This window comes from Ideonella sp. (assembly GCF_044358605.1).
GTDB lineage: Bacteria > Pseudomonadota > Gammaproteobacteria > Burkholderiales > Burkholderiaceae_C > Ideonella.
In genome coordinates this window covers 150,473-156,643 of record NZ_JBIKNQ010000002.1, presented here as the reverse complement: position 1 = coordinate 156,643, position 6,171 = coordinate 150,473, and the positions used below count along the sequence as shown (strand labels likewise).

General features: G+C 63.2%; 5 protein-coding genes. 2 read left to right on the top strand and 3 right to left on the bottom strand.

The window, feature by feature from the left end; all coding sequences use genetic code 11:
- Window positions 1-272, top strand: a 272-nt coding sequence (locus ACIQ3Q_RS01565; RefSeq protein WP_396267201.1) for a YceI family protein, incomplete at its 5' end; no start/stop codon positions are given.
- Window positions 273-299: 27 nt separating this feature from the next.
- Here the strand turns inward: ACIQ3Q_RS01565 and ACIQ3Q_RS01560 are convergent.
- Window positions 300-605, bottom strand: a complete 306-nt coding sequence (locus ACIQ3Q_RS01560; protein WP_396267200.1) for a hypothetical protein — start codon at window positions 603-605, stop codon at window positions 300-302.
- A 256-nt stretch (window positions 606-861) separates the two neighbouring features.
- Here ACIQ3Q_RS01560 and ACIQ3Q_RS01555 point away from each other — a divergent pair, with 256 nt between their 5' ends.
- Window positions 862-3,795, top strand: a complete 2,934-nt coding sequence (locus ACIQ3Q_RS01555) for an adenosylcobalamin-dependent ribonucleoside-diphosphate reductase (RefSeq protein WP_396267199.1) — start codon at window positions 862-864, stop codon at window positions 3,793-3,795.
- Between the two features lie 310 nt (window positions 3,796-4,105).
- On the opposite strand, the gene pcaC is transcribed toward ACIQ3Q_RS01555, so the two are convergent.
- A complete protein-coding gene (gene pcaC / locus ACIQ3Q_RS01550; RefSeq protein WP_396267198.1) occupies window positions 4,106-4,486 on the bottom strand; it encodes a 4-carboxymuconolactone decarboxylase in 381 nt (126 codons plus the stop codon).
- An 11-nt stretch (window positions 4,487-4,497) separates the two neighbouring features.
- Window positions 4,498-6,084 carry a threonine ammonia-lyase, biosynthetic gene (gene ilvA / locus ACIQ3Q_RS01545; RefSeq protein WP_396267197.1) on the bottom strand — a complete coding sequence of 529 codons (1,587 nt, stop codon included), beginning with the start codon at window positions 6,082-6,084 and terminating at the stop codon, window positions 4,498-4,500.
- Window positions 6,085-6,171 lie beyond the last annotated feature (87 nt).

The window sequence follows — 6,171 nt, the reverse complement described above, 5'->3', positions numbered from 1 at the left end:
GTTTCGAGGGCCAGTTGATGGATGCCGTGGAGGGCATGCCCACTCGGGTGGTCGGCGCATTGACCCTGCACGGGGTTACCAAACCACTGAGTCTGAGCCTTCAGCAGGTGCGCTGCGCTCCTGCCGAGGGAGGGCGACGGGAGCGGTGTGTGGCCAACGCTACCGGAGTGTTCCACCGCGATGAGTTTGGCGTGGACATCGGTAAAGCCATGGGTTTTGACATGGCTGTGACACTGAAGATTCACGCCGAAGCGCTGTCCGTGCGGCCCTGACAGCCAGTGGACCGCCCGTGGGCTTGATCACTCCGATTGAGGCACAGGGTGCCGGATGTAGATGTCTCTATCCGGTAAGGTGAAGCGAAGGGCGTGAAAAGCGGCGTCGCTGAGGCGGGCGCCAGCGCAATGCGGTGGCACGGTCAGTATCAGCTCCGCGTCGTCCGGCCCCAGATGAAGGGCATGCACCACGGCCAACGCAGAGGACAGGCCGGTGGTCAGCGGGCCGAGAGCGGTCGCTAAGGACTGCAGTACCCGCTGGACTTCATCTGCCGGGCCAGTGCACTGGAGTGGACCTAAGCGCTCTAGCGGGCGGCCCTGACAGGGACTCATCTGCCCACCGGGTAAGCAGCCGGGGCAGTCGGGTGCGGCGGGTTCGACGTGGAGTGCTATGGATCGCATGCGCTTCATTGTCGGTCCATTTGCGCCACCGTCTTGTGACACTCTGTTGCCTTCTGATGGACGCGGCGGACAGCTTTGTGGCATGTCAAGCCCGGCCGTCGAAAGACCCGATTCAAGCCATAAATGGAATGCCAAACCCCCTAGTTTTGGGTCATCATTGAGCTTGGTTTGAATGCAGGGGAGCACAATGAGTAAGACACGCAGTAGCACCGCTCGCGCCGCCGGCGCCCACACACACGCCGCCACCTTGCCGCCTCAGCCGATCAGCGGCGAGGTCTTGATCGAGAAGTACGCCAAAGGGGACGAGCGCAGCTTGGAAGATGTGCGTGCCCGGGTGGCCAGGGCGCTTGCTGCCCATGAAGCGCCCGAGCAGCGTGCCCATTGGGAGGCGCGCTTTTTGGAGGCGCAGCGCCGAGGCTTTGTGCCGGCTGGGCGCATCAACTCCGCGGCGGGCACCGACCTGACCGCGACCCTGATCAACTGCTTTGTACAGCCGGTGGGGGATTCCATCGCGCAGATGGAGGATGACACCCCGGGCATCTACACCGCCCTGACCGAGGCCGCCGAGACCATGCGGCGCGGCGGTGGCGTCGGCTATGACTTCTCCAAGATCCGCCCGCAGGGCGCCTGGGTCGGCTCGACCCAGTCCAGCGCCTCAGGGCCGGTCAGCTACATGCGGGTGTTTGACCGCTCTTGCGAGACGGTGGAGTCCGCCGGCGCGCGGCGTGGCGCTCAAATGGGGGTGTTGCGCTGTGACCATCCCGACATCGAGGCCTTCATCCACGCCAAAGACCAGGGCGACTTGCGCAACTTCAACATCTCGGTGGGCGTGACCGACTCCTTCATGAGTGCGGTGCAGGCCGCTGCCGATGTGGAGTTGGTCCACAAGGCCGAGCCTGGTGACAAGCAAAAGGCGGCTGGTGCCTACCAGCGAGCGGATGGCGCGTGGGTCTATCGCAAGCTGCCCGCCCGGGCGCTGTGGGACCAGATCATGCGCTCCACTTATGACCATGCTGAGCCTGGCGTGCTGTTCTTGGACCGCATCAACCAAGACAACAACCTCAGCTACTGCGAAGACATCTCCGCCACCAATCCTTGTGCGGAGCAGCCGCTGCCCCTCTATGGTTGCTGCTGCCTGGGCTCCATCGACTTGACGCACTTTGTGCGCGAGCCCTTTGAACTGGATGCAGCCTTTGACGATGCTGCCTTTGCTGAGGTGGTGGCGGTGGCGACCCGCATGCTGGACAACGTCTTGGACGTGACGGTGTGGCCACTGGAGCGCCAGCGCCAAGAGGCGGCCAACAAGCGCCGCGTGGGCCTGGGCTTTACCGGCTTGGGCGATGCGTTGGTGATGTTGGGCCTGCGCTATGACACCCAAGCGGCCCGCGACATGGCTCGCCACATCAGCGAGGTGATGCGCGACGCGGCCTACAACGCCAGCGTGGATTTGGCGGTGGAGCGCGGGGCCTTCCCCTTGTTCAATGCCGACCTGTACCTGTCGCGGGGCACCTTTGCCTCGCGCTTGCCGCAGGCCGTCAAAGACCGCATCCGCAGCCATGGTCTGCGCAACTCCCACCTCTTGTCGATTGCACCCACCGGCACCATCAGCTTGGCCTTTGCCGACAACGCCAGCAATGGCATTGAGCCGGCCTTCAGTTGGACCTACACCCGCAAGAAGCGCATGCCCGATGGCAGCTTCAAAGAGTATGCGGTGGAAGACCATGCCTGGCGCTTGTATCGACACCTCAAGGGTGCGGATGCGCCCCTGACGCCCGCCTTTGTGACAGCGCTGGAGATGAGCGCGGACGCCCATGCGTCGATGGTGGCGGCGGTGGCACCGTGCATCGACACCTCGATCAGCAAGACGGTGAATGTGCCGGCCGACTACCCGTATGAAGACTTCCAAGATCTCTACCTGACGGCTTGGCAATCCGGCCTGAAGGGCTTGGCCACTTATCGGCCCAATGCGGTGCTGGGCTCCGTGTTGAGTGTCGAGCCTTCAGCTGCGGCGGTCAGCGCACCTGCCAAGGTCTTGGCCGTCGATGGCGCCAACCAACGTTTGAAGTTGGAGAAGCTCCCCAAGCCGGTCTTGACCTCGCTGCGCTGGCCGGGTCGGCCCGAGATGCGCGGCGGCAACCCGGCCTGGAGCTACATGATCCAGCACCCGCACGGCGACTTTGCGCTGTTTGTGGGGGAGATGCCTGCCGAGGCCGGGCCCAGCACGGGCCTGTTCGGCGCCACGCTGCCCTTCGAGGTCTGGGTCAACGGTGCTGAGCAGCCGCGCGGCTTGGGGGCACTGGCCAAGACCCTGTCGATGGACATGCGGGTCAATGACCCACAGTGGCTCAAGCTCAAGTTGGATGCGCTGGCGACAGTGGCCGAAGAGCGTTCCTTCGAGATGCCCTTCCCCCCCAGCGGCGAGCAGCGTCTGTTCCCCGGCGTGGTGGCGGCCACAGCCAGTGTGATTCGCTGGCGCTGCGAGGCGCTTGGTGCGTTCCAGAACGCCGGGCCGTCGCCGGTGATTGATGCCATGTTCAGCCGCGACGAGCCGCGCACGTCGACGGCGGGCACCTTGGCATGGGGCGTCGACGTCGACAACCCGGCCACGGGCGAGAGCTTCACCCTCACGCTCAAGGAAGTAGCCCTGGCGTCGCCCGAGTCGCCTTCCGGCTATGTGACCCGGCCTTGTGCCTTGGGTTTCTCCGGCAATTACCCCCGGGCACTCGATGGCCTGGCACGTTTGCTCTCTCTGGACATGCGGGTGATCGACCCCGCCTGGATTGGCATGAAGCTGCGCAAGCTGCTGAATGTGGGTGAGCCCTTGGGCCACTTCATGGCGCCTGTTCCCGGTGAAAAGCGCCAGCAAATCTGGCCCAGCACCGTGGCCTATGTGGCCCGCTTGATCATCCACCGCTATGCCATGCTGGGGGTTTTGGATGAGCAGGGCTTCCCGGTTCGCGAGATGGGTATTTTGGAAACGCCCAGCCCGAAAGTGGGTGCGGCGACCACCATCACGCCCATGGCCGGCAAGGCCTGCCCCGAGTGCGGTAACGCCACCTTGATCCACAAAGATGGCTGCGACTTCTGCACGGCTTGTGGGTATGTGGGGCAGTGTGGGTGACGGGTACGTGCCTTAATGGCGGTGCTGCAAAGTCGGCAGGGGGACAGTCACCGCTCATGTCCCCCGACGTCGGCTGCGCCGCCGTCTCCTCCTTTACTTCGCTATGACTGTCCCCCCGCCGACTTTGCTCGATGCGGTTTGCTGACTATCGCTGCCGGTCGGGGCGACCAATCCCGAACCTGAGAGTGGTGGGGGTGGGCGCAGCGAAGTAAAGGAGGAGCCCTGCCCGTAGGGCGGGGCGGGGGACATGAGCGGAGTCCATCCCCACCGCTCTCAGGTGAGCGAACGCTCAAACGGCTTTAACAAACAGTCAAGCTCCGTCCAGTTCCTTGAACAATTCCTTGGCAATCCGGAAGCTGTCCATGGCCGCCGGCGCCCCGCAATAAATGGCGGCCTGCAAAAAGACCTCGCGAATCTCGTCGCGCGTGACGCCGTTGTTCAGCGCACCGCGCAAATGCAGCTTCAACTCGTGCGGGCGGTTCAGGGCGGTCAACATGGCCAGCACCAACAGGCTGCGGTCACGGCGCGGCAGGCCAGGCCGGTTCCAGACATCACCCCAGGCGTATTGCGTCACCAATTCCTGCAGGGGCAAGCTGAAGGCATCAGCATTCTTGATGGCGTTGTCCACATAGTCAGCCCCCAGCACCTCACGACGGGTTTGCAGGCCTTGGTCAAAAAGATCCTTATTCATGCTCGGGCCTCTCAGCGCAAAAACATCCGGTAGACCGGGTTGTCGGTCTCATCCACATAAGGGTAGGCCAGGCCGTCCAAGAAGGCCTTGAGCGCCTTCTTGTCGGACTTGGGCACTTGCAAGCCTACCAAGATGCGACCGTAGTCAGCACCTTGGTTGCGGTAGTGAAAGAGGCTGATGTTCCAACTTGGGTGCATGGCCGACAAAAAGCGCATCAGCGCGCCGGGCCGCTCAGGGAACTGGAAGCGGAACAGGCGCTCATCTTCGGCCAAGCTACTGCGACCGCCCACCATGTGGCGGATGTGTTCTTTGGCAAGCTCGTCATCGGTCAGGTTGACGGTGTCAAAGCCATGCTTGATAAAGTTGCGCTCGATCTTGTCGGCTTCATCGCGCTTGGTGATGGACAGACCCACAAACACATGAGCCTGGGCGGCGTCTGAGATGCGGTAGTTGAACTCGGTGACGCTGCGCGGGCCCACCAATTCGCAAAAGCGCTTGAAGCTGCCGCGCTCTTCAGGGATGGTGATGGCGAAGAGCGCTTCGCGTTGCTCACCGAACATCGAGCGTTCAGCCACAAAGCGCAGCCGATCAAAGTTCATGTTGGCGCCGCAGGTCACGGCGATGAAGGTCTGGCCTTTACCCTTGAGCTTGTTGGCCTCGACATACTGCTTGATCGCGGCCACGCCCATGGCGCCGGAGGGCTCGACGATGCTGCGGGTGTCTTGAAACACGTCCTTGATGGCGGCGCACACGGCGTCGGTGTCCACACGGATGAACTCGTCCACCCAATGCCGGGCCAGGCGGAAGGTTTCTTCGCCCACCAACTTCACGGCAGTGCCGTCGGCAAACAGGCCGACATCAGAGAGCGTCACGCGCTTGCCTGCTTCGACGGAGCGAGCCATCGCGTCTGAATCGACGGTCTGCACCCCGATGATCTTGATCTCGGGCCGAATGGCTTTGATGTAGGCCGCCACACCGGAGATCAAGCCGCCACCGCCAATCGCCACAAAAATGGCGTCAATTGGGCCTTGGTGCTGGCGCAGGATCTCCATGGCAATGGTGCCTTGGCCAGCGATGACATCGGGGTCGTCAAAGGGGTGGACAAAGGTCAGGCCACCTTGCTTTTCCAACTCGACGGCATGCCCATAAGCGTCTGTATAGCTTTCGCCGAACAGCACGACTTCGCCGCCCAATGCGGTCACGGCATCGACCTTGACCTTGGGTGTGGTCACCGGCATCACGATGATGGCTTTGCAGCCCAGGCGCTTGGCGCTCAAGGCCACGCCTTGCGCGTGGTTGCCGGCCGAGGCGCAGATCACCCCGCGCTGCAATTGCTCGGGGCTCAGATGCGCCATCTTGTTGTAGGCGCCGCGCAGTTTGAAGCTGAAGACAGGTTGCAGGTCTTCGCGCTTGAGCAAGACCTGGCTGCCAAGCCGACGGCTCAGTGACTTGGCCGGGTCCAGCGGCGACTCAATGGCCACGTCATAGACCTTGGCGGTCAGAATTCGACGCAGGTAGTCGGTGGGGTCGGGGGCTGTCGTGCGTGATTGCGCAGTGGGGCGCGCAGCAGGGCGCACGGAGCGGGGGGCGCCGGCCATGGCGTCTCTCCTGGGGTCGGGGTGGAAAAGGGAATGCAGCCTTTGCTGCATCGCCGCATGATAAGCCAGCCCAAAAAAACGGCCCGA